Below are 21672 nucleotides of genomic sequence, written 5' to 3'. Positions count from 1 at the left end.
ATGAAGAGGCCATACAAGGGCGTGTTCCCGGTGGTGCCCACCACCTTCAGCGAGACCGGCGAGCTGGATCTGGAAAGCCAGAAGCGCTGCGTCGATTTCATGATCGATGCCGGCTCCAATGGCCTGTGCATCCTGGCCAACTTCTCCGAGCAGTTCGTGATCGCCGACGCGGAGCGCGAGCTGCTGACCCGGACCGTCCTCGAGCATGTGGCCGGGCGCGTGCCGGTGATCGTCACCACCACGCATTTCAGCAGCAAGCTCTGCATCGAGCGCAGCCTGCGCGCGCAGGCCCAGGGCGCGGCGATGGTGATGGTGATGCCGCCCTATCACGGCGCGACGATCCGCGTGCCCGAGGCGATGACCTTGGAGTTCTACCAGCGCCTGTCCGAAGCGCTGGCGATCCCCGTGATGGTCCAGGACGCGCCGGTCAGCGGCACCACGCTGAGCGCCGCCACGCTGGCGCGCCTGGCGCGCGAGACCGAGCGGATCCGCTATTTCAAGATCGAGGTGCCGCAGGCCGCGGCCAAGCTGCGCGAGCTGATCGCGCTGGGCGGCGATGCCATCGAGGGCCCCTGGGACGGCGAGGAGGCCATCACCTTGCTGGCCGACCTGGACGCCGGCGCCACCGGCGCGATGACCGGCGGCGCCTTCCCGGACGGCATCCGCCGGATCGTCGACGCCTATGCGGCCGGCGACCGCGAGGCAGCCGTTTCCGCCTATGCGCGCTGGCTGCCGCTGATCAACTACGAGAACCGCCAGGGCGGCATCCTGACGGCCAAGGCCCTGATGAAGGAGGGCGGCGTGATTGCCTGCGATGCGCCGCGCCACCCCTTCCCGGCCATGGCGCCGGCCACGCGCGCGGGGCTGCTGGATGCGGCCAGGCGCCTCGACCCCTTGGTTCTGCGCTGGGCGCAGTGAACCGAAACACCCCCTACCGGCTGCGCCGGCCCCCTCAAGGGGGCGCGCCCGCAGGCCCGGCAAAGCCGGATCCTCGGGCGCCGCTTGGCGGGCCGGGTTTGCAGCAATCGGCTTGCAGAGCTGCGGCATGGAGATTTGAAATGAGCGAAGAACATCGGAACTTCATCGGTGGCGAATGGTGCGAAGGCAGCGGCGCGAGCCGCAACATCAACCCGTCGAACCTGGCCGATGTGATCGGCGAGTACGCCCAGGCCGATGCGGCCCAGCTGGACGCTGCCGTGGCTGCCGCGCAGGCGGCGTTTCCTGCCTGGTCGACCAGCGGCATCCAGGCGCGCAGCGATGCGCTGGACAAGATCGGCAGCGAGATCCTGGCGCGCCGCGAGGAACTCGGCACCTTGCTGGCGCGCGAGGAGGGCAAGACCAAGGCAGAGGCGACCGGCGAGGTCGCACGCGCCGGCCAGATCTTCAAGTTCTTCGCCGGCGAATGCTTGCGGGCGGGCGGTGAGCTGCTGCCCTCGGTGCGGCCCGGCGTCGGCGTCGAGATCACGCGCGAGCCCATCGGCGTCGTCGGCCTGATCACGCCCTGGAACTTCCCGATCGCGATCCCCGCCTGGAAGATCGCGCCGGCCCTGGCCCATGGCTGCTGCGTCGTGCTCAAGCCCGCCGACCTGGTGCCCGGCAGCGCCTGGGCCCTGGCCGAGATCATCGCGCGCAGCGGCATCCCGCCCGGCGTGTTCAACCTGGTGATGGGCAGCGGCCGCCTGATCGGCGAGGCGATGGTCCAGCACCCCGGCATCGCGGCGATCAGCTTCACCGGCTCGGTGGGCGTCGGCGCCCGCATCGCGCAGCAGGCATCAGCGGCGCAGAGCCCGCTCAAGAAGGTCCAGCTGGAGATGGGCGGCAAGAACCCGCAGGTCGTGCTGGACGATGCCGACCTGGCCCAGGCCGTCGAGCTCTGCGCGCAGAGCGCCTTCTTCTCGACCGGCCAGCGCTGCACGGCTTCCAGCCGGCTGATCGTCACCGCGGGCATCCACGACCGCTTCGTCGCGGCCCTGGCCGAGCGCATGGGCCGGCTGACGGTGGACGATGCGTTGAAGCCCGGCACCGACATCGGCCCGGTGGTCTCCGAAGCCCAGCTGGAACAGGACCTGAGTTATATCGAGATCGCCAGGGCCGAGGGCGCGCGCCTCGTCTGCGGCGGCGAGCGCTTGAGCCGCGCGACCGAGGGCCATTACCTCGCCCCCGCGCTGTTCGCCGAGACCACGGCCGGCATGCGCATCAACCGCGAAGAGGTGTTCGGCCCGGTGGCCAGCGTGATCCGGGTGCGCGACTACGAGGAGGCGCTGGCCGTGGCGAACGACATCCCGTTCGGCCTCTCGGCCGGCATCGCGACGAGCTCGCTGAAGCACGCGACCCACTTCAAGCGCCATGCCCAGGCCGGCATGGTGATGGTCAACCTGCCGACGGCCGGGGTCGACTACCACGTGCCCTTCGGCGGCCGCAAGGGCAGCAGCCATGGGCCGCGCGAGCAGGGCCGCTACGCGGCCGAGTTCTACACGACGGTGAAGACGGCCTACACCCGGGCCTAGCTTCGCGGTGCCGGCGCCGCTTGGGCTGCCGGTGGCCGGCCCGACTCTTGACGATGCGCTTGCTCCGGCTCGGCGAACCGCGCGGTTTTGTCGACCGAGGGCTTCGCCGAGCCCGCGGCTAAATCTGAAATTCGGCAAAGCAAATTCCGGATAAGCAAATACGAAAACTGTCGTTCCTCGAATAAGCGCTTGTTGGCAATCTGCGGGTCTTTCCATTCGCATCAAGGCCCGCGGGTCGCCACGAGAAACGCATGTTCAAGAACAACAACAAGATCATCGGGCCGCTCACGGCCCTGGCCCTGAGCCTGCTCGTCGCGGGGCCCGCCCTGGCCCAGGAGGCGCTGCTGAACGTCTCCTACGACGTCAGCCGCGAGCTCTACAAGGACATCAACCCGGCCTTCGCCAGGCAGTACCAGGCCAGGACCGGCAAGGCCGTGACGGTGAGCCAGTCGCATGGGGGCTCCAGCCGCCAGGCCCTGTCGGTGGTGGGGGGGCTGGAGGCCGACATCGTGACGATGAACCAGGCCACCGACCTGGACCTGCTGGCCGAGAAGGGCCTGATCAAGAACGACTGGCGCCAGGCCCTGCCGTACGGCGCCGCGCCCTACACGACCACCACGGTGTTCCTGGTGCGCAAGGGCAACCCCAAGGCGATCAAGGACTGGGCCGACCTGGCCCGCGGCGGCGTCGCGGTGATCGTGCCCAACCCCAAGACCTCGGGCAACGGCCGCTACACCTATCTGGGCGCCTGGGGTTCGGTGATCGCCAAGGGCGGCACGGAAGCCCAGGCGCGCGAGTTCGTCGCCAAGCTGCTGGCCAATGTGCCGGTGCTGGACGGCGGCGGCCGCGGCGCCACCACCACCTTCACGCAGCGCGACATCGGCGATGTGCTGGTGACCTTCGAGAACGAGGCCGAGCTGATCGAGAACGAGGTCGGCAAGGGCAAGTTCGACCTGGTCTATCCCAGCATCACGATCGAGGCCGAGGCCCCGGTGGCCATCGTCGAGAAGGTCGTGACCAAGAAGGGCACGGCCGCGGCGGCCAGGGCCTATGCCGATTTCCTGTTCTCGCCCGAGGGCCAGGACATCATCGCCAGGCACAACTTCCGCCCGCGCGACAAGGCGGTGGCGGCCCGGCATGCGGCGCGCTTCCCGGCCATCAAGACCTTCACGGTGGATTCGCTGCTGGGCGGCTGGCCGGCCGTGGCCAGGACCCATTTCGCCGATGGCGGCGTGTATGACCAGCTGGTCGTGAAGCGCTGAGGTCGTCCCCATGAACACCGCCGTCCTCGATAGCGCGCCGCTCGCGGCCGCGCAAAGGAAACGCAGGCCACGCCGCGTGCTGCCCGGCTTCGGGCCCACGCTGGGCTTCACCTTGTTCTACCTGTCGCTCTTGGTGCTGATCCCGCTGTCGGCGGTCTTCATCAAGTCGGCCGGCCATGGCTTCGACGCCTTCTGGGCCGCGGCGACCGCGCCGCGCGTGCTGGCTTCCTACAAGCTCAGTTTCGGCGCCGCTTTGCTGGCCGCAGCGATCAATGTGGTGTTCGGCCTGATCCTGGCCTGGTCGCTGGTGCGCTACGAGTTCCCCGGCAAGAAGCTGGTGGATGCGCTGATCGACCTGCCCTTCGCCCTGCCCACCGCCGTTGCCGGCATCGCGCTGACCGCGCTCTATGCCGGCAACGGCTGGCTCGGCAAGCTGCTGGAGCCCTGGGGCGTCAAGGTGGCGTTCACGCCGCTGGGCATCCTGGTGGCGCTGATTTTCATCGGCCTGCCCTTCGTCGTGCGCACGGTGCAGCCGGTGCTGGAGGACATGGAGACCGAGCTGGAGGAAGCGGCGGCCTCGCTGGGCGCGCAGCGCTGGCAGACCTTCCGCCTGGTGGTGCTGCCGATCCTGCTGCCGGCCCTCCTGACCGGTTTTGCCTTGGCCTTCGCCCGCGCAGTGGGTGAGTACGGCTCGGTGATCTTCATCGCCGGCAATATCCCGATGGTGAGCGAGATCACGCCGCTGATGATCATCTCCAAGCTCGAGCAATACGACTATGTCGGCGCGACCGCAATCGCGGCCGTGATGCTGATCTTCTCCTTCCTGCTGCTGCTGGCCATCAACGGCCTGCAGGCCTGGAGCGCGCGCCGCCATGGTTTGGTGGGACGCGAGGGGAGGGCCCGCTGATGTCCGGCGCCGTTTCCACTCTCAGCCTCGGCGCGGCCAAGGCCGGCCGCTACCAGAGCAACCCCGCCACGCGCGAGGCGCCCTGGGTGCGCTATACGCTGCTGACCCTGGGCCTGGCATTTTTCGCGCTGTTCCTGATCCTGCCGCTGGTGACGGTGTTCGCCGAGGCGCTGCGCAAGGGCTGGCAGGTCTATCTCGAGGCGCTGATCGAGCCCGATGCGGTGTCGGCCGTCAAGCTGACCCTGCTGGCCGCCTTCGTCTCGGTGCCGCTGAACCTGGTGTTCGGCGTCAGCGCCGCCTGGGCCATCGCCAAGCATGATTTCCGCGGCAAGCAGCTCTTGATCACCTTCATCGACCTGCCCTTCTCGGTTTCGCCGGTGGTGGCGGGCCTGATCTATGTGCTGCTGTTCGGCGCCCAGGGCTGGTTCGGCCCCTGGCTGCAGGTCAACGACATCAAGATCATCTTCGCGGTGCCGGGGATTGCTCTGGCCACCCTGTTCGTGACCTTCCCCTTCGTCGCGCGCGAGCTGATCCCGCTGATGCAGGCCCAGGGCCGCGACGAGGAGGAGGCCGCGACGGTGCTGGGCGCCTCGGGCTGGCAGACCTTCTGGCATGTCACCCTGCCCAATGTGAAGTGGGGCCTGCTGTACGGCGTGATCCTGTGCAATGCGCGCGCGTTCGGCGAGTTCGGCGCGGTCTCGGTGGTCTCGGGCCATATCCGCGGCCAGACCAACACGCTGCCGCTGCACGTGGAAATTCTCTACAACGAGTACCAGTTCGCCGCGGCCTTCGCGGTGGCGTCCCTGCTGGCCCTGCTGGCCCTGGTGACCCTGGTCCTGAAGCAATTCATCGAATGGCGCGCCGGTGTGGCCGTCAAGGAAGCCTCCGCATCATGAGCATCCAGGTCCGCAACATCCACAAGTCCTTCGGCGCCTTCACCGCCCTGGGCGACGTCAGCCTCGACTTCCCGAGCGGCGAGCTGGTCGCGCTCTTGGGCCCCTCGGGCTGCGGCAAGACCACCCTGTTGCGCATCATTGCCGGCCTGGAGACGGCCGACCGGGGCCAGGTCCTGCTGGACGGCGAGGATGCCTCCGACACCCATGTGCGCGAGCGCCAGGTGGGCTTCGTGTTCCAGCATTACGCGCTGTTCCGCCACATGACGGTGTTCGACAACGTGGCTTTCGGCCTGCGGGTCAAGCCGCGCAAGCAGCGCCCGAGCGAGAGCGAGATCAGGCGCAAGGTCCACGAACTCCTGAGCCTGGTGCAGCTGGACTGGCTGGCCGACCGCTTCCCGCCGCAGCTCAGCGGCGGCCAGCGCCAGCGCATCGCCCTGGCCCGCGCGCTGGCGGTGGAACCCCGGGTGTTGCTGCTGGACGAACCCTTCGGCGCGCTGGACGCCAAGGTGCGCAAGGAACTGCGACGCTGGCTGCGCCGCCTGCACGACGAGCTGCACATCACCAGCCTGTTCGTCACGCACGATCAGGAAGAAGCGCTGGAGGTGGCCGACCGCGTGGTGCTGATGGACCATGGCAAGGTGGAGCAGGTCGGGACGCCGGCCGAGGTCTACGAGCGCCCGGCCACGCCCTTTGTCTATGGCTTCCTCGGCGCGGTGAATCGCTTCGACAAGCAGGACGAGATCGGCCAGCTCGGACATGGGGGGCGCCCAGCCTCGCAGGGCCAGGTGCAGGCTTACGCCCGCCCGCACGAGTTGCAGATCATCACCGACCCGGCCGCGACCGGCCTGGACGCCAGGGTCGAGCGGGTGCTGAGCTTTGGCGCGGCCAGCCGAGTCGAGCTGACCGGGCCGGACGGCCGCCATCTGGAGGCCGAGCTGAGCCGCGAGCAGGCCACAGCGCTCAACCTACTGCCGGGCCAGCAGGTGCGGCTGAATGCCTCGCGCCTGAGCCTGTTCGATCTGAAAAAGCAAGAGGCGGCATGAACTTCCAGCAACTGCGCATCATCCGCGAGGCGGTGCAGCGCAATTTCAACCTGACCGAGGTGGCGGCCGCGCTGTTCACCTCGCAGTCCGGCGTCTCCAAGCACATCAAGGACCTGGAGGACGAGCTGGGTGTCGAGTTGTTCCAGCGCCGCGGCAAGCGCCTCTTGGGCCTGACCGAGCCGGGCAAGGAGCTGGCCGTGATCGTCGAGCGCATGCTCTTGGACGCGAAGAACATCAAGCGCCTGGCCGAGCAGTTCTCCGGCGCCGAGCAGGGCCGGCTGACCATCGCCACCACCCACACCCAGGCGCGCTATGCGCTGCCGCAGGTGGTGGCGCGCTTCAAGGCGGCCTTTCCCAAGGTGCATCTGGTGCTGCACCAGGGCAGCCCGGCCGAGATCGTGGCGCTCCTGCAGTCCGGCGAGGCCGACATCGGCATCGCCACCGAGGCGCTGCAGGAGGAGGAGCAGTTCCTGACCTTCCCCTTCTACGACTGGCACCACGCGGTGGTCGTGCCCGAGGGCCATGCGCTGGCGCGCTCGTCGCAGCCGCTGAGCCTGGAGACCCTGGCCGAGCATGCGCTGATCACCTACCACGAGGGCTATACCGGCCGCGCCCGCATCGACGCCGGCTTTGCCGCCGCCGGGCTGGCGCCGGACATCGTGATGTCGGCGCTCGATGCCGACGTGATCAAGACCTATGTGCAGGTGGGTCTGGGCGTGGGCATCGTCGCCGCGATGGCCTTCGAGCCGCAGCGCGACCAGGGCCTGCAGCTGCTGGACAGCGCTCATCTGTTCCCGGCCAACACCGCGCGCATCGCGCTCAAGCGCGGCCATTACCTGCGCGGCTACGCCTACCGCTTCCTGCAGGAATGCGTCGAGGGCCTCAGCGAGGAGGTGGTGCGCAAGGCGCTGGATGGCAACGGCGGCGCGGTGCCCGCCTAATCGAGCGTTGGCTGGGCCAGCTGCGCCGGCAGCTGTTCGTAATAGGCCTGGATGCGCGCGCCGTAGCGCGCCCGCGCCTGCGGGCTGAGGCCGGGGTCGAAGCTGGTCTTCAGCGCCGCGATGCCGGCCGGCGTGGCCAGCAGCTGGCGCAGGCGCTGCGCGGCCCTTGCGCCCCAGGGGTTGCGCGGACAGGCGATGCCCGAAACCAGCGGCTCGGCATGACCCTGCAGGGGGACGGGCGTCAGATCGGCGAGCGCCGGCGACTGGGTCTTCTGCTGCTGCAGCACGAAGTCGTAGTCCAGCGTGTAGTCGATGCGGCCGCCGGCCAGCAGCTGCAGCATGCGCATGCCGAAGTCGGCCGGCGTGTAGTTCTCCATCGCGCCGGCGGGGCGCTGGGCCAGCAGGGCGTCGAGACTGCGCCCATAGCTGCGCCCCTCGACCACGGCGCCGCGCAGGCGCTGCTGCTGCCAGAGCCGCTCCAGATCCACCTCGCCGGCCGCGTTCAGCGGCAGCTGGGGCAGGGTCGGGGCGCGCACCACCAGCTGTGGCGGCGGCACCAGGTGGGTGTTGACGAAATAGGCCTGGGCCTCACGGTCCGGCGTGCGCAGCGAAACCAGGTGGCAGACCTGCTCGCCCGCCCTGATCAGGCTCCAGCTGCGCTTGGCATTGGCCACCAGCACCTGCTGCCGCACGCCGCTGCCCCATTGCGCCTGCAGCAGATCCAGCAGGGGGCCCACCATGGTCTTCTGATCCAGGGTCGGGCCGCTGCCCAGCGAGAAGTCGGGCGTCAACCAGGTGATCTGTTCCTGGGCCTGCGATACCGAAACCGGCAGCAGCCAGATGCCGCCGACCAGCAGCAGGCATCGAATCGTTGAGCGAACCATTCTGGCCTCCCCACTCGGCACGACTGCCGCAGCATAGACCGGTGCGTCGGAATTGCCAGCGTTTTGATACAGATAGCGCCCGCATCACGGAAAAATCGCCTGTCAACCCCGGCTCCGGGGTGCTGCGGCGTGCCTGCCACGGTCGGCGGGTCGTGCAGCGGCTTCCGGTCACAAGGCGCGGACGCCGGTGCGCACCGGCGTCCGCGCTCTCCCATAAGAGTGCAACGAAGAATTTCTATTGTTTGATATTGCCCCGGCAATCAATGGATAGTGAGTGCGTGCTCATGCACGATACTGGTGCTGTCACACAAGTGAAAACCCCAAGTGCGTGCATGGTCTCGAGTCCCTACATTGCGAAGCACTCGATGCAGTCATTGTGCGAACAGCGGCTGCCAGGCGGGGCTGAGGAGACAAACAAAGCAAGCATTTCAGACCAATACGAACGAGATCGGTGACACTGTCACTATTCACGGGCACCTCGACGGTGCCCGTTTTATTTGGTGCTGCCGGAACCCGCTGAATGCTTGAACTTGTGACCGTGGCCCTGGCCTCCCTGTTGGCCGGATTCGTCGATGCAGTCGTGGGAGGCGGGGGGCTGGTGCTGGTACCGGCCTTGTTCAGCGTGTTCCCGACGGCCCCGCCCGCCACCCTGTTCGGCACCAACAAGGGCGGCGCGATCTGGGGCACGGCCTGGGCCTTGGCGCAGTTCGCGCGCCGCGTCACCCTGCCCTGGCATGCGCTGGCGCCGGCGGCCGGTGCGGCGCTGGCGGGCAGCTTCCTCGGCGCCTGGACCGTCACCCTGGTCGACCCCAGCGGCCTGCGCAAGGCGCTGCCGCTGATCCTGCTGGCCGTGCTGGTCTATACCCTGGCCAGGAAAGACCTGGGCCGCACCCATGCGCCGCGCCACCAGGGCGCGACGGAGGCGCTGCTGGCCAGTGGCATCGGACTGGTGATCGGCTTCTACGATGGTTTCTTCGGCCCCGGCACCGGCAGCTTCTTCGTGTTCCTGTTCGTTCGCCTGCTGGGCTTCGACTTCCTGCATGCCTCGGCCAGCGCCAAACTGCTGAACACGGCCACCAACGGCGCGGCGCTGCTGCTGTTTGCGCTGAAGGGCCATGTCTGGTGGCAGATCGCCGCGGTGATGGCGGTGACCAATGTGCTGGGCAGCCTGCTTGGCACCCGCCTGGCCCTCAAGCATGGCGCGGGTTTCGTGCGCGGCATGTTCGTGCTGGTGGTCAGCGCATTGATCCTGAAAACAGGCTGGGATGCCTTCCTTCGCTAGCGCTACCATTCGGCCTGCACTCAACCGTTAAATAAGTCATGCCCGTCGACCCTCAATTGCGTTCGCTCGACATCGAGATCCCCACCCAACCCGAGGTGCTGGTCAAGCTGTCCCTGCTGATGGCGGCCGAGGACGTGGACCTGCCGGCCATGTCGGCCCTGGTGGAATCGGACATGGCATTGGCGGCCGCGGTGCTGAAGGCGGTCAACTCCTCGCTCTACGGCCTGCAGGGCCGGGTGCAGACGGTGCACCAGGCGCTGACCTATCTGGGCATGCGCGAGGTGGCCGCGATCACCTTCGAGATGGGCCTGCGCGCCGCCTTCCCGCCGGCCGCCGAGCTGGAGCCGGTATGGGCGCGCGCCTCGCAGCGCGGCCTGCTGATGGGCCGCATGGGCCAGATGCTGGGCGTCGACCCCTGGGCCGCCCATTCGGCCGGCCTGTTCGAGGAATGCGGCAAGGCGGTGCTGTACCGCCATGCCTCGGCGCATTACCCGGCGATGCTGCGCGCCGCCACCAAGGACGGCGAGCTGGTGCAGCTGGAGCACACCGCCTTCGGCGTCAGCCATGACGCGCTGGGCGCGGCCCTGTGCGAGAGCTGGGGCCTGGCGCCGGCCGCGGTGGCCAGCGTGCGCCACCATGTGCAGCTGCAGGACACCCTGATCATCCCGGACCTGGTGCAGCGCCGCAGCATCTGCGCGATCTCGGTGATGGCCTGGGCGCTGATGATCCGGCCGGACGAGCTGGAAGAGGTGGCGCGCGTGATCGCGCCGCAGGCCCAGCTGGACGAGACCCTGGTGCTGCGCGCCGCGCGCCGCGTCAGCGAGCAGCTGCAGGAAGCCCAATCGCGGGGCCGTTGACCCGGCGGGCAGCGCCGACCCGGCTTTGCCGGGCGGCTTCGCCGCCCCGGGGCCGGCGCAGCCGGTAGGGGGCGGTCAAGCCGACAAGCTGAGCCGATCCCGGCCGGCATGCTTGGCCACGTACAGCGCCTCGTCGGCGGCCTGCAGCAGGGCCTGCGGGCTCAGATAGGTCTGACCGGGGCGGTAGGCCGCCAGGCCGATGCTGACGGTCAGCAGCGGCGCCGCGGCCGAGGTGGTCGGATGGGGAATGGCCAGCGCGCGCAGGTCCTCGCTCAGCTGCTCCATCAGGCCCTGGGCCATGTCGCGGTCCGAGCCCGGCAGCAGGGCGCCGAACTCCTCGCCGCCCAGGCGCACGACCAGGTCGGTGTCGCGCTTGAAGCGCTCGGCCAGCAGCCGCGCGAAGGCCTGCAGGGCCGCATCGCCGGCGGCGCGGCCCTGGCGCTCGTTGTAGGCGCGAAAGCAGTCCAGATCCATCACCGCCAGCGCCAGCCGGCCCTGCTGGCGCTGGGCGCGCTTGAACTCGCGGCGCAGCGCGTCGTCGAACTCGCGGCGGTTGGCCAGGCCGGTCAGGGCGTCGTGCCGGCTCAGGCTGGCCAGCTCGCGCTGCGCGGTCTCCAGGGCTTGCTGGGTGCGGGCCAGGGCGCGGCTGTGCTGCTCCACCTCGGCGCGCAGCAGCTCGGCGCGGCTGTGTTCGCGCTGCAGCTGGGCGCCCAGGCTCTGCTGCACGCGCTCGAAGGCCTGGTTGATCTGCTGCAGCTCGCGCGGCCCGTCCTCGGCGTCGAGCCAGCGCTGCGGCGGCTGGGTGGGGTCGAAGGCATGGGCCTGCTCGGCCAGGCGGCGCAGCGGGCGCAGCAGCGTGCGCTCCAGTATCAGCACGCATACCCCGCCCAGGGCCAGCACCAGCAGCAGGTCCTGCAGGGCCAGGCCCAGCACATGCTCGGTGGCCAGGCGCGCCTCATGCTGGCTGCGCAGCAAGGCCGCCAGGGCCACGCCGGCCAGGCCGACGAGCAGCACCGCCAGCAGGGTGTGCGTCTTCATCGAGGCGCCGGGCGACGCCAGCAGGGTCTTGCGAAGGGCGGGGCTGAGCTTCACGGCGGACAGGCGGATGGGCTTGACAAATTGTGCCCCGGTGCGATGCGCGCGCGGCGCCCGGCGGTCCCAGGGTATGCCCCAGGGCGGGGCGCCGGGTCCTGTATTAAATTAGTACTTGCTTATATTTTGATAAGAAGCAATGGAGACAAGCTTGCAAGCTGCTAGCGCGACGCCGGCCGAGGCCGACCGCGTCTACGAGATCGCCGCCGAGCTGTTCGGCCTGATGGCCACGCCGCTGCGGCTGAAGATCATCAGCGCGCTGTGCCGTGGCGAGAAGACCGTGGGCGAGCTGGTGGGCGAGCTGGCGACCACCCAGCCGAACATGTCGCAGCACCTCTCCCATCTCTATCGCGCCGGCATCCTGGCCAAGCGCCGCGAGGGCGTGCAGATCTACTACCGCGTGCAGAACGAGCGCGCGGTGGCGCTGTGCCGCGCGGTCTGCACCCAGATCGCGATCGAGATGGACGATCCCGAGGCGCTGGCGCCGGCCGAGCGCCTGCTGGCGTCGCGCGTCTGAGGGGCCAGCGATGACGCATTCCCGCGACCCCGGCCGCCTGCTGCGCGCGCCCGAGCATTTCATCGACACCCAGGCGCTGGCCCGCGAGCCCTCGCCCGACGCGCGCCGGCGTTTTCTGCGCGGTGCCTTCGCCACGGCCAGCACCGCGCTGCTGGCCGGCGCGGCGCGCGGCCAGGCCAATCCGCTGCCGGCCGAGGGCGGCGACCCCAACATCCTCAATCTGCCGCCGCATTCGCTGAGCCTGGGCCAGCCGGTGGCGCAGGAGGGTTATGGCAAGCCCTCGAAGTTCGAGGCCAATCTGCAGCGCCGCCAGAGCCCGGGACTGACGCAGACGCGCCAGGCCTCGGTGTCCTTCGCGCCGCTGCAGGGCCTGTTCGGCATCGTCACGCCCAGCGGCCTGCATTTCGAGCGGCATCACCAGGGCTGGTGGGACATCGATCCCAGCCAGCACCGCCTGATGGTCAACGGCTCGGACGAGAGGATGCTGAAGCGGGCTATGGTGTTCACGATGGACGAGCTGATGCGCCTGCCCAGCGTGTCGCGCTTCCACTTCATCGAATGCGGCGCCAACACCGGCATGGAATGGGGCAATGTGGCCGTGCCCACCGTGCAGTACTCGCATGGCATGCTGAGCTGCAGCGAGTTCACCGGCGTGCGCCTGATCGACGTGCTGGAGCTGTGCGGCTTCGACGCCAGGCGCGCCCGCTTCGTGCTGGCCGAGGGCGCCGACGGTTCCTCGATGACACGCACGATCCCGATGGACCTGGTCGCGCGCGGCGACGTGCTGCTGGCCTATGGCCAGAACGGCGAGATGCTGCGGCCCGAGAACGGCTACCCGCTGCGCCTGGTGGTGCCCGGCGTGCAGGGCGTGAGCTGGGTCAAGTACCTGCGCCGCATCGAGGTGGGCGACCGGCCCTGGGCCAGCAAGGACGAGAACATCCACTACATCGACCTGATGCCCGACGGCCTGCACCGCGAGTACACCTCGATCCAGGAGGTCAAGAGCGTGGTCACGACGCCCAGCGGGGGCCAGGTCTTGCTGGACAAGGGCTTCTACAACATCGGCGGCCTGGCCTGGTCGGGCCGCGGCAGGATCGCCAAGGTCGATGTCTCGGTGGACGGCGGGCGCAACTGGCGGCCGGCCAGGCTGCAGGGGCCGGTGATGGACCGCTGTCTGACGCGCTTCAACCTCGACTGGGCGTGGGACGGCAAGCCCGCCCTGGTGATGAGCCGGGCCACCGACGAGAGCGGCCATGTGCAGCCCAACTACGCGCAGCTGCGCGCGGTGCGCGGCAAGCGCTCGATCTATCACAACAACGCGATCCAGACCTGGCTGGTGCAGGACAGCGGCGAGGTGAAGAATGTCCAGCTCTCCTGACAGGGCCCACCCCCTACGCGCTGCGCGCGCCCCCTCAAGGAGGCAAGCCCGCAGGCCCGGCAAGGCCGGATCCTCGGGCTTCGCGCGATGGGCGCCGCTCTGGCGAGCCGGCGCATTCATGCTCGCGATGGTGGCATCGCTGCCCGGTCATGCCCAGTCAGCCAGGTTCGACGGCATCGGCCGCACGGCGACCAAGGCCGAGCTGAAGGCCTGGGACATCGACGTGCGCCCCGACCTCAAGGGCCTGCCGCCGGGGCGCGGCACCGTGGCTCAGGGCCAGGATGTCTGGGAGGCCAAGTGCGCCGGCTGCCATGGCGTGTTCGGCGAGTCCAACGAGGTGTTCAGCCCCCTGGTGGGCGGCACGACCAAGGACGACATCCGGACCGGCCGCGTCGCCAGCCTGCGCGACAACAGCTTCCCGGGCCGCACGACCATGATGAAGGTCTCGGAGCTGTCCACCCTGTGGGACTACATCAACCGCGCGATGCCCTGGACCGCGCCCAAGACCCTGCAGCCCGACGAGGTCTACGCGGTGACGGCCTATCTGCTGTCGCTGGCCGACGTGCTGCCCGCGGACGGCGAGCTGTCCGACAAGAACATGGCCGAGGTGCAGCAGCGCCTGCCGAACCGCCTGGGCAAGACCATGGCCCATGCGATGTGGCCCGATGGCAAGCGGGTGAAGCCCGACGCCCGGGGCTCGGCCTGCATGAAGGATTGCGCGGTCGAGGCGAAGATCGCCTCCCACCTGCCGGACTTCGCGCGCAACGCCCATGGCAACCTGTCCCAGCAGCAGCGCCTGGTGGGGCCGCAGCGCGGCCAGAACACCCAGCCCAAGGCCGCGCCGGCGGCGCCGCCGCAGCAGCCCAGGCCGGTGGCGGCGCTGCTGCAGCAGCATGCCTGCCTGGCCTGCCACCAGATCGACAGCAAGGTCGTGGGCCCGTCGCTGCGCGAGGTGGCGGCGCGGTACCAGGAGCGCGGCGACGCGCGCGACTACTTCGTGAGCCGGCTCAAGGGCGGCAGCACGGGCGTCTGGGGCCCGGTGCCGATGCCGCCGCAGGCCCACCTGCCGGAGGCCGACCTGAAGGCCATCGCGGACTGGCTGGCCGACGGCGCCAGGCCGTGATGCGCACAGGCCCGATCAGAAACAGTTGACGATAGACCGACAATAGCGAGCTAGACGAAGGAGATGCGATGCAAACCCGCCGAGACATGATTCATCACAGTGCCCTGGTCGCCGGCCTGCTGGCCAGCGCCGGCCTGCTGCCCGCCGTCGCGCAGGCCCAGGCCAATGCCGGCCGCAGCGCCTTCGATGCCAAGAGCATGGACGAGATGCTCAAGGCCCTGGGCCTGGCCGCCAAGCCGGTGGAAAGCAAGGAAGTCACCTTGACCGGCCCCGACATCGCCGAGAACGGCGCCGTCGTGCCGCTGGGCGTGGCCAGCACGGCCGCGGGCGTCAAGCGCCTGCTGCTGCTGGTCGAGAAGAACCCCAACATCCTGGCCGGCATGTTCGAGGTCAGCGATGCGGTGGAGCCCAATATGAGCACCCGCGTGAAGATGGGCCAGACCTCCAATGTCTATGCGGTGGCGATCACCGGCGACAACAAGGTGCTGTTCGCTCAGAAGGAAGTCAAGGTCACGCTCGGCGGCTGCGGCGGCTGAGTCCAGGCACAAGAGAACGAGGAGCAAACAATGGCAGACCCGATGCGTATTCGCGCGCAGGCGCAAGGCGGCAACGCGGTGGTGCGCGTGCTGATGAGCCACGAGATGGAAACCGGTCAGCGCAAGGACGCCGCCGGCAAGACCATCCCGGCCTGGCACATCACCGAGGTCACGGCGGCCCTGAACGGCAAGCCCGTGCTGACGGCCCAGTGGGGCCCGGCGATCTCGAAGAACCCCTTTCTGCAGTTCACCGTCAAGGGCGCCAAGGCCGGCGACAAGATCGCGGTGACCTGGGTCGACAACAAGGGCGACAAGCGGACCGACGAAGCCACCGTGGCTTGACGGACAGACCACCCCCTACGCGCTGCGCGCGCCCCCTCGAGGGGGCGAGCCCGTAGGACCGGCAGAGCCGGATCCTCGGGCTCTGCTGGGGCGGAGCGGAGCTGCATCATGAGGAGACAAACATGCTGATGAGGAAGTTTGCAATCGCCTGTGCGCTGGGCAGCCTGTGCACCTTGCAGGCCCAGGCCCAGACCTCGTCGGCCGACGCGATCGCGCAGTACCGCGCGATGCTGGCCGATGGCAACCCGGCCGAGCTGTTCGAGGCCCGGGGCGAGGAGCTCTGGAAGACCAGGCGCGGCCCCGGGAATGCTTCGCTGGAGCGCTGCGATCTGGGCAAGGGCCCGGGCGTGGTCAAGGGCGCCTTTGTCGAGCTGCCGCGCTACTTTGCCGATACCGGCCGCATGCAGGACCTGGAGTCGCGCCTGCTCAGCTGCATGGAGACCCTGCAGGGCCTGGACGCGAAGAAAATCGCCGCCACCGGCTTCGGCCGCGACGAGCAGAAGAACCTGGAGGGCCTGGTGGCCTGGATCGCCGCGGAGTCGCGCGGCCTGAAGTTCAACCTGCCGCAGCAGCACGAGCAGGAGCGTCGCAGCTATGCCGTCGGCAAGCGCCTGTTCTTCTTCCGCGGCGGCCCCTACGACTTCGCCTGCGCCTCCTGCCACAGCGAGGACGGCAAGCGCATCCGCCTGCAGGACCTGCCCAACCTGACCAAGAACGCCGGTGACGGCGTGGGCTTCGCGGCCTGGCCGGCCTACCGCGTCTCCAGCGGCGAGCTGTGGGGCATGCAGCGGCGCCTGAACGACTGCTTCCGCCAGCAGCGCTTCCCCTTCCCCGGCTATGCCTCGGATGTGACGGTGGCGCTGGCCACCTATATGGGTGTCAACAGCAAGGGCTCGGTGTCGATCGCGCCCTCGATCAAGCGCTGAGCGGGAGCCGAACATGAAGCTGAACAAGACGACAACGATCGCGATTTTCGGTGGCCTGACGGCCGCGGTGCTGGTGGGCTGCGCCAGCCTGCCCGGCGCGGCCGAACTGGACGCCGAGGCGCAGGCCATGGTCAAGGGCTCCTTCCGCGAGCAGGGCATTGCCAAGCTCGACCGCGTCGAGCAGGACCTGGCCCAGCGGGCCTGCTCCGACGAGACCCCGCCCGACGCGGCGACGACCAAGCGCATCGAGACCGAGCAACTGGCCACCATCAAATGGCCGGCCAACGGCCAGTACCTGGGCGACTGGCGCGAGGGCGAGAAGCTGGCGCAGAACGGCCGCGGCATGACCTGGACCGACGCGGCCGGCGCGCCCAGCGGCGGCAACTGCTACAACTGCCACCAGATCAGCAAGGCCGAGATCTCCTTCGGCACCATCGGCCCCAGCCTCTACCAGTACGGCAAGCTGCGCGGCGTCAGCGATCCGGCCGCGGCCCAGTCGGCCCCCATCGTGCAGTACACCTGGGGCAAGATCTGGAACGCCAAGGCCTACAACGCTTGCTCCGGCATGCCGCGCTTCGGCCATGCCGGCGTGCTGACCGAGGGCCAGGTGCGCGACATCATGGCCCTGCTGCTCGATCCGAAATCCCCCGTTAACCAATAGCCCAGCCCCTACGGCCTGCGGCCGCCCCTCGAGGGGGCGCGCTCGCGGGCCCGGCAGAGCCGGATCCCCGAGCGCCGCTGGGGAAGGGGCTGCTGCGCCCTGATGGAGCCCTCATGAACCTCAGCAAACGCGAATTCGTCCAGCTGCTGGGCGCCGCCTCGGTGGCCGGCTTCGGCCTCGGGGCCTCGCATGCCCGGGCCGCCACGCCCTATGCGCTGCCCGCGCCCTTCAAGGGCCCGGGTGCGGTCTCGCTGCTGCACATGACCGACTGCCATGCGCAGTTGCTGCCGATCCATTTCCGCGAGCCCAGCGTCAACCTGGGTTTCGGCCCTCAGTTGGGCCAGCTGCCGCACCTGGTCGGCGAGCGCTTCCTGCGCGCCGCCGGCATCCGGCCCGGCACGGCCGAGGCCCATGCCTTCAGCTGCCTGGACTTCGAGCGCGCCGCGCGTCGCTACGGCAAGGTGGGCGGCTTCGCGCACCTGGCCACCCTGGTCAAGCAGCTGAGGGCGAGCCGTCCCGGCGCCCTGCTGCTGGACGGCGGCGACACCTGGCAGGGCTCGGCCACCTCGCTGTGGACGAACGCTCAGGACATGGTGGAGGCCGCCAAGCTGCTGGGCGTGGACGTGATGACCGGCCACTGGGAGTTCACCTATGGCCAGCAGCGCGTGCAGGAGATCCTGGACAAGGACTTCAAGGGCAAGGTCGATTTCGTCGCCCACAACGTCAAGACCCAGGACTTCGGCGACGAGGTGTTCGCGCCCTACACGCTGCGCGAGATCAACGGCGTGCCGGTCGCCATCATCGGCCAGGCCTTTCCCTACACGCCGATCGCCAATCCGCGCTACCTGGTGCCGGACTGGAGCTTCGGCATCCGCGAACAGGAGCTGCAGAAGCTCATCGACGAGGTCAAGGCCAAAGGGGCTCAACTGGTCGTGCTCCTGAGCCACAACGGCATGGACGTGGACCTGAAGCTGGCCTCCAAGGTCAGCGGGCTGGACGTCATCCTGGGCGGCCACACGCATGACGGCGTGCCGGTGCCGGTGCCGGTGAAAAACCGCGGCGGTCAGACCCTGGTCACCAATGCCGGCAGCAACGGCAAGTTCCTCGGCGTGCTGGACCTGCGGGTCGTGAACGGCCGCGCCGCCGAGATCAAGTACCGGCTGCTGCCGGTGTTCGCGAATCTGCTGCCGGCTGATGCCGAGATGGCGGCGCTGATCACCAGGCTGCGCGCGCCCTATGCCGCAAAGCTGGCCCAGCCGCTGGCCATCACCGACGGCCTGCTGTACCGCCGCGGCAACTTCAACGGCTCCTGGGACCAGCTGCTGTGCGATGCGCTGATGGAGGTGCAGGGTGCCGAGATCGCCTTCTCGCCGGGCTTCCGCTGGGGCACCAGCCTGCTGCCGGGCCAGACCATCACGCGCGAGTTCCTGATGGACCAGACCGCCATCACCTACCCGCACACGACGCTGACCGAGATGACGGGCGAGACCATCAAGACCGTGCTGGAGGACGTGGCCGACAATCTGTTCAACCCCGACCCCTACTACCAGCAGGGCGGCGACATGGTGCGCGTCGGCGGGCTGACGTACAGCTGCGCGCCCGAGGCCAGGATGGGCGCGCGCATCGGCGACCTGCGGCTCAAGGGCCGGCCCATCGAGGCCGGCAAGAGCTACAAGGTGGCCGGCTGGGCGCCGGTCTCGGAAGAGGCGGCCAGGGCCGGCAGCAAGCCCGTGTGGGAACTGGTCGAGCAATGGTTCGGCGCGCAGGCGCTGAACGGCAGGCCGGCGCATATCGCCGCACGCAAGCCGAACAGCCCGGCCCTGGTCGGTGCGGGCGGCAATCCCGGCATGGCGGCCTGAGCGGTCGCCCGGCCTAGGGTTTTCCCACCCGGGCGCCGGCCGGACGCGGCGGCTATGCTGGGCCGCTCCCCTGCAGCATCGCAGCGCCGCCCGTTGAAGCCGCTCATTCTTCTTCGCTGGTTTGTCCTTGCCCTGCTCGCCGGGGGCGCCGCGGTGCGGGCCGACCCCGGCTATTACCTGGTCACGCCCTACAGCCAGCCGGGCCAGCTGGCGCTGGACCTGCGCTACTGGACCGTCAAGGCGCCGCGCGAGCCCGCCACCCTGTGGCCCGAGCTGGGCCTGCGCTGGGGCGTCAACAGTCGCTGGACCAGCGGGCTGTTCGCCAGCTTCATCGGCGAGGACCTGCACCGCCAGAAGCTCAGCTCCTGGAACTGGCAGAACGAGATCCTGCTGACCCAGGGCCAGTACCCCTTCGACCTGGCCCTGCATGTCCAGCTGATCCGCAACCATGGCGAGGACAACGCGCTGGAATGGGGCCCGGTGTTCCAGACCGAATGGGGGCAGACCCAGCTCAATGCCAATCTGTTCTTCGAACGGCGCTGGTCGGCCGGGCGGCGCACCCAGCTGAAGTACCAATGGCAGGCCCTGCACCGGCTGCACCCGGGCTGGCGCCTGGGCGTGCAGGGCTTCGGCGAGCTGGGCCCCTGGGACCATTGGTCCGACCGCCAGTCGCATCGCGCCGGGCCGACCCTGCGGGTCGGGCTGCCGACGGCCGATCTGCAACTGGCCTATCTGTGGGGCAAGACCTATCGCCGCCACGGCGACATGTTCAGCGCGCAGCTGCTGTGGGCATTCTGAGTGCCGCGGGTCGGGGCGGCTAGGAGCGCGCCTCCCTGGGCGGCGCCACCGCGGCGCCCTGGATGCCATGCCGCTGCAGCGCGCCGGCGACGAAGCCGGAAGCCTTCATCTCCTCGATGAAGCCGCTCAGCCAGGCCTGCGCCGCCATGCGGCCCTTGGGCACGCCCATCGCCTGCTCGATCACCATGAAGCGCCCCGGCAGCAGGCGCAGCCCGGGCACGCGCCGGGCGTCGGCCTCCAGCTGCTGCTTCACGCCGGCGGCCACCTCGAGCCGCTGCGCCATGAACAGATCGGTGACGGCGGGCGAGGTCGGGGCATGCACCAGGGTCGCGGCCCTGAGTTCGCGCGTCAGGAACAGGTCGTAGGCGCTGCCGCGGCCGACCGCCACCCGCGTGCCCGCGCGGTCGACCTCCTCGTTGCGCTGCAGCGCCGAGTCCTGGCGCACCAGATAGGCGCCCTCGATGATCAGGTAGGGCGCGGTGTATTCCATGTCCGCCGCGCGCACCGGGTCGATCGCGACGAAAGCCAGGTCCACCTCGCCGGCCTTGACGGCTTCCACCACCTGGCCGGCCGAGTTGAACGGCCGCAGCTCGATGGGCAGGCCGAGCCGGCGCGCCGCCTCGCGCGCCAGGTCCACCGACGCGCCGCGAGGCTCGCCGCCCGCGTCGCGGTTGGCCAGGATGGGGTTGCCGAAATTGATCGCGGCGCGCAGCTTGCCGGTGGGCGCGAGCTGCGCGCGGGCGACCGGGCCGGGCCGGCTGGCGCAGCCGGCCAGCAGCAGGGCCCCCGCGGCACAGATTGAACGGCGCAGCGCGAAGCAGCGTTGGGTCGAAGCCATGTCGTCTCTCCCTGGGCTCAGTCCAGCTTCACCTTGGCGTCCCTGACCAGCTTGGCCCAGAAGGGGCTGTCCTCGTTCAGAAAGGCCGCGAAATCCTCGGGCGATCTGGACATCGCCACCTCGGTGCCCTCGCGTGCCAGCGCGGCCCTGACCTCGGGGCGCTGCATGACCTGCTGGGTGGCTTCGAAGAGTTTCTTCGTCACCTCGGCCGGCGTGCCGACGGGCAGGAAGAAGCCATACCAGAAGGACAGGCTGTAGCCGGGCAGGCCGCCCTCGCTGGTGCCCGGCACGTCGGGCACCAGCGGCGAGCGATTCGGGCTGGTCACGGCCAGCGCCTTCAGCCGCCCGGCCTGCACCATCGGCAGCACCGAGGGCGGCGTGCCGAAGGTCAGCTGGGCATCGCCCGCCACCACGGCCTGGATGGCCTGGGCGCCGCCCTTGTAGGGGATGTGCACCATCTCCACGCCGGCCACCTTGCTGAAATGGGCCGCGCCCAGATGCGGCGCCGAGCCATTGCCCGAGGTGGTGTAGTTCAGGACACCGGGCCTGGCCCTGGCGGCGGCGATCAGCTCCTGGAAGCTGTTGATGCCCAGGCCGGGGTTGACCGCCACGACCAGGGGCGAGGCGGTGATGCGGGTGACCGGCAGCAGGTCCTTGGCGCCATAGCCCAGCCTGGGGTTGAGCGCCGGGTTCACCGAGATGCTGCTGGGGCTGGCGATCAGCAGCGTGTAGCCATCGGGCGCTGCCTTGGCGACGAAGTCGGCCGCCAGGCTGCTGCCGGCGCCGGCACGGTTGTCCACGCTCACCGGCTGGCCCAGCACCCGGCCCAGCGGGTCGGCGATGGCGCGCGCCACATAGTCGGCCGCGCCGCCGGGCGCGAAGCCGATCACCAGGCGGATGGGCTTGGCGGGCCAGGGCTGGGCCGGGGCGGCTTGGCCGGCGGCCGCCAGCAGGGCGAGGGCAAGCGCGGCCAGGAGCACAGGGCGCGCGCTTGGCTTGCGGACGGTGTATTGCATGATGTCT

Annotated in this window: 22 protein-coding genes; 18 read left to right on the top strand and 4 right to left on the bottom strand. The window is 69.5% G+C overall.

Annotated features, from left to right (window positions below; genetic code table 11):
* From AC07OQ_RS02980 to AC07OQ_RS02950, 7 genes are all read left to right on the top strand, one after another.
* On the top strand, positions 1-918 hold the full coding sequence (locus AC07OQ_RS02980; protein WP_495051598.1) for a dihydrodipicolinate synthase family protein: 918 nt from the start codon (positions 1-3) through the stop codon (positions 916-918).
* 140 nt (positions 919-1058) lie between these two features.
* Positions 1059-2507 carry an aldehyde dehydrogenase family protein gene (locus AC07OQ_RS02975; RefSeq protein ID WP_495051597.1) on the top strand — a complete coding sequence of 483 codons (1449 nt, stop codon included), beginning with the start codon at positions 1059-1061 and terminating at the stop codon, positions 2505-2507.
* A 251-nt stretch (positions 2508-2758) separates the two neighbouring features.
* A complete protein-coding gene (locus AC07OQ_RS02970) occupies positions 2759-3769 on the top strand; it encodes a sulfate ABC transporter substrate-binding protein (RefSeq protein ID WP_495051596.1) in 1011 nt (336 codons plus the stop codon).
* Between the two features lie 10 nt (positions 3770-3779).
* Positions 3780-4676 carry a sulfate ABC transporter permease subunit CysT gene (cysT, locus tag AC07OQ_RS02965; RefSeq protein ID WP_495051595.1) on the top strand — a complete coding sequence of 299 codons (897 nt, stop codon included), beginning with the start codon at positions 3780-3782 and terminating at the stop codon, positions 4674-4676.
* A complete protein-coding gene (cysW, locus tag AC07OQ_RS02960; RefSeq protein WP_495051594.1) occupies positions 4676-5572 on the top strand; it encodes a sulfate ABC transporter permease subunit CysW in 897 nt (298 codons plus the stop codon). The genes cysT and cysW overlap by 1 nt, the downstream gene beginning before the upstream one ends.
* Positions 5569-6615, top strand: a complete 1047-nt coding sequence (locus tag AC07OQ_RS02955; RefSeq protein ID WP_495051593.1) for a sulfate/molybdate ABC transporter ATP-binding protein — start codon at positions 5569-5571, stop codon at positions 6613-6615. The genes cysW and AC07OQ_RS02955 overlap by 4 nt, the downstream gene beginning before the upstream one ends.
* Positions 6612-7556 carry a CysB family HTH-type transcriptional regulator gene (locus AC07OQ_RS02950; RefSeq protein ID WP_495051592.1) on the top strand — a complete coding sequence of 315 codons (945 nt, stop codon included), beginning with the start codon at positions 6612-6614 and terminating at the stop codon, positions 7554-7556. Before AC07OQ_RS02955 ends, AC07OQ_RS02950 begins: the two co-directional genes overlap by 4 nt.
* Here the strand turns inward: AC07OQ_RS02950 and AC07OQ_RS02945 are convergent.
* Positions 7553-8440 carry a TIGR02285 family protein gene (locus tag AC07OQ_RS02945; RefSeq protein ID WP_495051591.1) on the bottom strand — a complete coding sequence of 296 codons (888 nt, stop codon included), beginning with the start codon at positions 8438-8440 and terminating at the stop codon, positions 7553-7555. The two genes, AC07OQ_RS02950 and AC07OQ_RS02945, sit on opposite strands and share 4 nt — an antisense overlap.
* 520 nt (positions 8441-8960) lie before the next feature.
* Between AC07OQ_RS02945 and AC07OQ_RS02940 the strand changes: the two genes are divergently transcribed.
* Together AC07OQ_RS02940 and AC07OQ_RS02935 are read left to right on the top strand one after the other, a co-directional pair.
* Positions 8961-9722, top strand: a complete 762-nt coding sequence (locus tag AC07OQ_RS02940; protein ID WP_495051590.1) for a TSUP family transporter — start codon at positions 8961-8963, stop codon at positions 9720-9722.
* A gap of 38 nt (positions 9723-9760) precedes the next feature.
* Complete coding sequence (locus AC07OQ_RS02935; protein ID WP_495051589.1) at positions 9761-10579, top strand: HDOD domain-containing protein; 819 nt, start codon at positions 9761-9763, stop codon at positions 10577-10579.
* A 75-nt stretch (positions 10580-10654) separates the two neighbouring features.
* On the opposite strand, the gene AC07OQ_RS02930 is transcribed toward AC07OQ_RS02935, so the two are convergent.
* Complete coding sequence (locus tag AC07OQ_RS02930; RefSeq protein ID WP_495051588.1) at positions 10655-11671, bottom strand: GGDEF domain-containing protein; 1017 nt, start codon at positions 11669-11671, stop codon at positions 10655-10657.
* Positions 11672-11810: 139 nt separating this feature from the next.
* Here AC07OQ_RS02930 and AC07OQ_RS02925 point away from each other — a divergent pair, with 139 nt between their 5' ends.
* From AC07OQ_RS02925 to AC07OQ_RS02885, 9 genes are all read left to right on the top strand, one after another.
* The gene (locus tag AC07OQ_RS02925) at positions 11811-12188 is read left to right on the top strand and encodes an ArsR/SmtB family transcription factor (protein WP_495051587.1); all 378 of its coding nucleotides are present in this window, start codon (positions 11811-11813) and stop codon (positions 12186-12188) included.
* Between the two features lie 10 nt (positions 12189-12198).
* Positions 12199-13566, top strand: a complete 1368-nt coding sequence (gene soxC, locus AC07OQ_RS02920; protein ID WP_495051586.1) for a sulfite dehydrogenase — start codon at positions 12199-12201, stop codon at positions 13564-13566.
* Positions 13567-13693: 127 nt separating this feature from the next.
* On the top strand, positions 13694-14689 hold the full coding sequence (locus AC07OQ_RS02915) for a c-type cytochrome (protein WP_495051585.1): 996 nt from the start codon (positions 13694-13696) through the stop codon (positions 14687-14689).
* Between the two features lie 68 nt (positions 14690-14757).
* Complete coding sequence (gene soxY, locus AC07OQ_RS02910; protein ID WP_495051584.1) at positions 14758-15225, top strand: thiosulfate oxidation carrier protein SoxY; 468 nt, start codon at positions 14758-14760, stop codon at positions 15223-15225.
* A gap of 30 nt (positions 15226-15255) precedes the next feature.
* Positions 15256-15567: a thiosulfate oxidation carrier complex protein SoxZ gene (gene soxZ, locus AC07OQ_RS02905; RefSeq protein WP_495051583.1), complete on the top strand. Its 312-nt coding sequence runs from the start codon at positions 15256-15258 to the stop codon at positions 15565-15567.
* Positions 15568-15695: 128 nt separating this feature from the next.
* On the top strand, positions 15696-16493 hold the full coding sequence (gene soxA, locus AC07OQ_RS02900; RefSeq protein WP_495051582.1) for a sulfur oxidation c-type cytochrome SoxA: 798 nt from the start codon (positions 15696-15698) through the stop codon (positions 16491-16493).
* A gap of 19 nt (positions 16494-16512) precedes the next feature.
* A complete protein-coding gene (gene soxX, locus AC07OQ_RS02895; protein WP_495051670.1) occupies positions 16513-17154 on the top strand; it encodes a sulfur oxidation c-type cytochrome SoxX in 642 nt (213 codons plus the stop codon).
* Positions 17155-17267: 113 nt separating this feature from the next.
* A complete protein-coding gene (gene soxB / locus AC07OQ_RS02890; RefSeq protein ID WP_495051581.1) occupies positions 17268-19013 on the top strand; it encodes a thiosulfohydrolase SoxB in 1746 nt (581 codons plus the stop codon).
* 93 nt (positions 19014-19106) lie between these two features.
* The gene (locus tag AC07OQ_RS02885; RefSeq protein ID WP_495051580.1) at positions 19107-19811 is read left to right on the top strand and encodes a hypothetical protein; all 705 of its coding nucleotides are present in this window, start codon (positions 19107-19109) and stop codon (positions 19809-19811) included.
* Positions 19812-19830: 19 nt separating this feature from the next.
* Here AC07OQ_RS02885 and AC07OQ_RS02880 read toward each other — a convergent pair whose 3' ends face one another.
* Together AC07OQ_RS02880 and AC07OQ_RS02875 are read right to left on the bottom strand one after the other, a co-directional pair.
* Positions 19831-20649, bottom strand: coding sequence for an ABC transporter substrate-binding protein (locus AC07OQ_RS02880; protein ID WP_495051579.1), 819 nt, complete (start codon positions 20647-20649; stop codon positions 19831-19833).
* Positions 20650-20666: 17 nt separating this feature from the next.
* A complete protein-coding gene (locus AC07OQ_RS02875; protein ID WP_495051578.1) occupies positions 20667-21665 on the bottom strand; it encodes a tripartite tricarboxylate transporter substrate binding protein in 999 nt (332 codons plus the stop codon).
* Positions 21666-21672: the final 7 nt, after the last annotated feature.

This window comes from Roseateles sp. GW821-FHT09B06 (assembly GCF_059418245.1).
Note: the sequence above shows the minus strand (reverse complement) of the source record. Positions and strands in the feature narration are given on the sequence as shown.

Excerpts from the sequence above, each read along its gene's own strand:
- soxY (WP_495051584.1), top strand. The coding sequence starts at position 14,758 with ATGCAAACCCGCCGAGACATGATTCATCACAGTGCCCTGGTCGCCGGC.
- AC07OQ_RS02880 (WP_495051579.1), bottom strand. The coding sequence starts at position 20,649 with ATGGCTTCGACCCAACGCTGCTTCGCGCTGCGCCGTTCAATCTGTGCC.
- soxB (WP_495051581.1), top strand. The coding sequence starts at position 17,268 with ATGAACCTCAGCAAACGCGAATTCGTCCAGCTGCTGGGCGCCGCCTCG.
- AC07OQ_RS02935 (WP_495051589.1), top strand. The coding sequence starts at position 9,761 with ATGCCCGTCGACCCTCAATTGCGTTCGCTCGACATCGAGATCCCCACC.
- AC07OQ_RS02945 (WP_495051591.1), bottom strand. The coding sequence starts at position 8,440 with ATGGTTCGCTCAACGATTCGATGCCTGCTGCTGGTCGGCGGCATCTGG.
- soxA (WP_495051582.1), top strand. The coding sequence starts at position 15,696 with ATGAGGAAGTTTGCAATCGCCTGTGCGCTGGGCAGCCTGTGCACCTTG.
- AC07OQ_RS02970 (WP_495051596.1), top strand. The coding sequence starts at position 2,759 with ATGTTCAAGAACAACAACAAGATCATCGGGCCGCTCACGGCCCTGGCC.
- cysW (WP_495051594.1), top strand. The coding sequence starts at position 4,676 with ATGTCCGGCGCCGTTTCCACTCTCAGCCTCGGCGCGGCCAAGGCCGGC.
- AC07OQ_RS02925 (WP_495051587.1), top strand. The coding sequence starts at position 11,811 with ATGGAGACAAGCTTGCAAGCTGCTAGCGCGACGCCGGCCGAGGCCGAC.
- AC07OQ_RS02980 (WP_495051598.1), top strand. The coding sequence starts at position 1 with ATGAAGAGGCCATACAAGGGCGTGTTCCCGGTGGTGCCCACCACCTTC.
- AC07OQ_RS02940 (WP_495051590.1), top strand. The coding sequence starts at position 8,961 with ATGCTTGAACTTGTGACCGTGGCCCTGGCCTCCCTGTTGGCCGGATTC.
- cysT (WP_495051595.1), top strand. The coding sequence starts at position 3,780 with ATGAACACCGCCGTCCTCGATAGCGCGCCGCTCGCGGCCGCGCAAAGG.
- AC07OQ_RS02915 (WP_495051585.1), top strand. The coding sequence starts at position 13,694 with ATGGTGGCATCGCTGCCCGGTCATGCCCAGTCAGCCAGGTTCGACGGC.
- soxC (WP_495051586.1), top strand. The coding sequence starts at position 12,199 with ATGACGCATTCCCGCGACCCCGGCCGCCTGCTGCGCGCGCCCGAGCAT.
- AC07OQ_RS02950 (WP_495051592.1), top strand. The coding sequence starts at position 6,612 with ATGAACTTCCAGCAACTGCGCATCATCCGCGAGGCGGTGCAGCGCAAT.
- AC07OQ_RS02875 (WP_495051578.1), bottom strand. The coding sequence starts at position 21,665 with ATGCAATACACCGTCCGCAAGCCAAGCGCGCGCCCTGTGCTCCTGGCC.
- AC07OQ_RS02975 (WP_495051597.1), top strand. The coding sequence starts at position 1,059 with ATGAGCGAAGAACATCGGAACTTCATCGGTGGCGAATGGTGCGAAGGC.
- soxZ (WP_495051583.1), top strand. The coding sequence starts at position 15,256 with ATGGCAGACCCGATGCGTATTCGCGCGCAGGCGCAAGGCGGCAACGCG.
- AC07OQ_RS02955 (WP_495051593.1), top strand. The coding sequence starts at position 5,569 with ATGAGCATCCAGGTCCGCAACATCCACAAGTCCTTCGGCGCCTTCACC.